The sequence below is a fragment of the Microbacterium sp. CFBP 8794 genome, assembly GCF_014841235.1.
Taxonomy (GTDB): Bacteria; Actinomycetota; Actinomycetes; order Actinomycetales; family Microbacteriaceae; genus Microbacterium.
On record NZ_JACYTT010000009.1, the window covers coordinates 1 to 3,588 of the forward strand.

Sequence of the window (3,588 nt, forward strand, 5' to 3'; positions counted from 1 at the left end):
GGGCTGGGGTGGTTGGTGGCTGTTTCCTTGTGGGCCTCGTCTCGGCGCCGGTGTTCCGGTGGTTGGGGTGGGGTACCGCCCGTACTTTGAGAACTACACAGTGGACGCGAGCATCTTCCATGCAACTCTTCGGGGTTGTGTGGTGAAGATGATCTTAAAGATCATTAGTCAATTTTTTGACGATTCAACTCATGTGATTTCAAGTCTTTAAGAGCAAACGGTGAATGCCTTGGCATCTGGAGCCGAAGAAGGACGTAGCAATCTGCGATAAGCCTCGGGGAACTGATAAGCGAGTTTTGATCCGAGGGTGTCCGAATGGGGAAACCCCGCTGGGCGGCGTGCCGACCTGGTGACTCCCGCCTGAATATATAGGGCGGGTAGAGGGAACGTGGGGAAGTGAAACATCTCAGTACCCACAGGAAGAGAAAGCAAAAGCGATTCCGTAAGTAGTGGCGAGCGAAACCGGAAGAGGCTAAACCTAGCGTGTGTGATAGCCGGCAGGTGTTGCACGTTGGGGGTTGCGGGACTTTTCTGATTGTTCTGCCGAGCAGTCGACGTTACAAGTAGGTATAGACGAACGGTTTTGAATGGCCGGTCATAGAGGGTGCGAACCCCGTAGTCGAAATGCCTGTTCTTGGCGTGAGAAGTATCCCAAGTAGCACGGGGCCCGAGAAATCCCGTGTGAATCTGTCAGGACCACCTGATAAGCCTAAATACTCCCAGATGACCGATAGCGGACAAGTACCGTGAGGGAAAGGTGAAAAGTACCCCGGGAGGGGAGTGAAATAGTACCTGAAACCGTTTGCTTACAAACCGTTGGAGCCTCCTTAGTAGGGGTGACAGCGTGCCTTTTGAAGAATGAGCCTGCGAGTTAGTGATACGTGGCGAGGTTAACCCGTGTGGGGTAGCCGTAGCGAAAGCGAGTCTGAATAGGGCGTTTGAGTCGCGTGTTCTAGACCCGAAGCGAAGTGATCTATCCATGGCCAGGTTGAAGCGACGGTAAGACGTCGTGGAGGACCGAACCCACTTAGGTTGAAAACTGAGGGGATGAGCTGTGGATAGGGGTGAAAGGCCAATCAAACTTCGTGATAGCTGGTTCTCTCCGAAATGCATTTAGGTGCAGCGTTGCGTGTTTCTTGCCGGAGGTAGAGCTACTGGATGGCCGATGGGCCCTACAAGGTTACTGACGTCAGCCAAACTCCGAATGCCGGTAAGTGAGAGCGCAGCAGTGAGACTGTGGGGGATAAGCTTCATAGTCGAGAGGGAAACAACCCAGACCACCAACTAAGGTCCCTAAGCGCGTGCTAAGTGGGAAAGGATGTGGAGTTGCTTTGACAACCAGGAGGTTGGCTTAGAAGCAGCCACCCTTGAAAGAGTGCGTAATAGCTCACTGGTCAAGTGATTCCGCGCCGACAATGTAACGGGGCTCAAGCACGCCACCGAAGTTGTGGCATTAGCATTTTTGGTAGGCCTTCGTGGTCCAGCCGTGTTGATGGGTAGGAGAGCGTCGTGTGGCGAGTGAAGCGGCGGGGTGACCCAGCCGTGGACGCCACACGAGTGAGAATGCAGGCATGAGTAGCGAAAGACGTGTGAGAAACACGTCCTCCGAAAGACCAAGGGTTCCAGGGTCAAGCTAATCTTCCCTGGGTAAGTCGGGACCTAAGGCGAGGCCGACAGGCGTAGTCGATGGACAACGGGTTGATATTCCCGTACCGGCGAAGAACCGCCCAAGTTAATCCAGTGGTGCTAAGAGTCCTAGCTCAGAATTGTTTGGATCCCTTCGGGGTGATGGACGTCTGTGTGAACGCTCGACCCCATGCTGGTGCGGCTAGCGTATTAACAGGTGTGACGCAGGAAGGTAGCCCAAGCCAGGCGATGGTAGTCCTGGTGCAAGTGCGTAGGCCGAGTGATAGGCAAATCCGTCACTCATTGAGGCTGAGACACGATGCGGATAAAAAGTGGGTGATCCTATGCTGCCAAGAAAAGCATCGACGCGAGGTTCAAGCCGCCCGTACCCCAAACCGACTCAGGTGGTCAGGTAGAGAATACCAAGGAGATCGAGAGAATCGTGGTTAAGGAACTCGGCAAAATGCCCCCGTAACTTCGGGAGAAGGGGGGCCATCCACTTATTAGGACTTGCTCCGAAAGGGTGTGGTGGCCGCAGAGACTAGTGGGTAGCGACTGTTTACTAAAAACACAGGTCCGTGCCAAGTCGCAAGACGATGTATACGGACTGACGCCTGCCCGGTGCTGGAAGGTTAAGAGGACCGGTTAGCCGTAAGGCGAAGCTGAGAATTTAAGCCCCAGTAAACGGCGGTGGTAACTATAACCATCCTAAGGTAGCGAAATTCCTTGTCGGGTAAGTTCCGACCTGCACGAATGGCGTAACGACTTCCCAACTGTCTCAACCGCGAACTCGGCGAAATTGCATTACGAGTAAAGATGCTCGTTACGCGCAGCAGGACGGAAAGACCCCGTGACCTTTACTACAGCTTGGTATTGGTGTTCGGTGTGGCTTGTGTAGGATAGGTGGGAGACTGTGAAGCATTCACGCCAGTGAGTGTGGAGTCATTGTTGAAATACCACTCTGGTCACTCTGGATATCTAACTTAGGACCGTGATCCGGTTCAGGGACAGTGCCTGGTGGGTAGTTTAACTGGGGCGGTTGCCTCCCAAAATGTAACGGAGGCGCCCAAAGGTTCCCTCAACCTGGTTGGCAATCAGGTGGCGAGTGTAAGTGCACAAGGGAGCTTGACTGTGAGACTGACAGGTCGAGCAGGGACGAAAGTCGGGACTAGTGATCCGGCAGTGGCTTGTGGAAGCGCTGTCGCTCAACGGATAAAAGGTACCTCGGGGATAACAGGCTGATCTTGCCCAAGAGTCCATATCGACGGCATGGTTTGGCACCTCGATGTCGGCTCGTCGCATCCTGGGGCTGGAGTAGGTCCCAAGGGTTGGGCTGTTCGCCCATTAAAGCGGTACGCGAGCTGGGTTTAGAACGTCGTGAGACAGTTCGGTCCCTATCCGCTGCGCGCGTAGGAAGTTTGAGAGGATCTGACCCTAGTACGAGAGGACCGGGTTGGACGAACCTCTGGTGTGTCAGTTGTTCCGCCAGGAGCACCGCTGATTAGCTACGTTCGGGATGGATAACCGCTGAAAGCATCTAAGCGGGAAGCCGGCCTCAAGATGAGACTTCCATGCCCTTCGGGGCGAGAGGCTCCCAGCCAGACTACTGGGTTGATAGGCCGGATGTGGAAGCGTAGCAATACGTGAAGCTGACCGGTACTAATAAGCCGATGACTTGATAACACACCGTTTTTGGTGCTTGCGTCCACTGAGTGGTTCTCGATGTACGGTCGGGAACTCAACAATGATCATGTCGTTGTTGGTTTTTGAAACATCAATAGTGTTTCGGCGGCCATAGCGAGAGGGAAACGCCCGGTTACATTCCGAACCCGGAAGCTAAGCCTCTCAGCGCCGATGGTACTGCAGGGGGGACCCTGTGGGAGAGTAGGACACCGCCGGACTTCTTTTAGTCGGAATGGCCACCCAATGTTGGGTGGCCATTTCGCATTTACGGGCACATTT

General features: G+C 54.2%; 1 protein-coding gene and 2 rRNA genes. All 3 read left to right on the top strand.

Annotated elements, in window-relative coordinates; translation table 11 throughout:
- A partial coding sequence (locus IFU19_RS16500; protein WP_213016650.1) for a hypothetical protein occupies positions 1 to 211 on the top strand: 211 nt, incomplete at its 5' end.
- Positions 198 to 3,309, top strand: a 23S ribosomal RNA gene (locus IFU19_RS16410). The genes IFU19_RS16500 and IFU19_RS16410, both read left to right, overlap by 14 nt.
- Before the next feature lie 101 nt (positions 3,310 to 3,410).
- Positions 3,411 to 3,527 (top strand): 5S ribosomal RNA (rrf, locus tag IFU19_RS16415).
- Positions 3,528 to 3,588 lie beyond the last annotated feature (61 nt).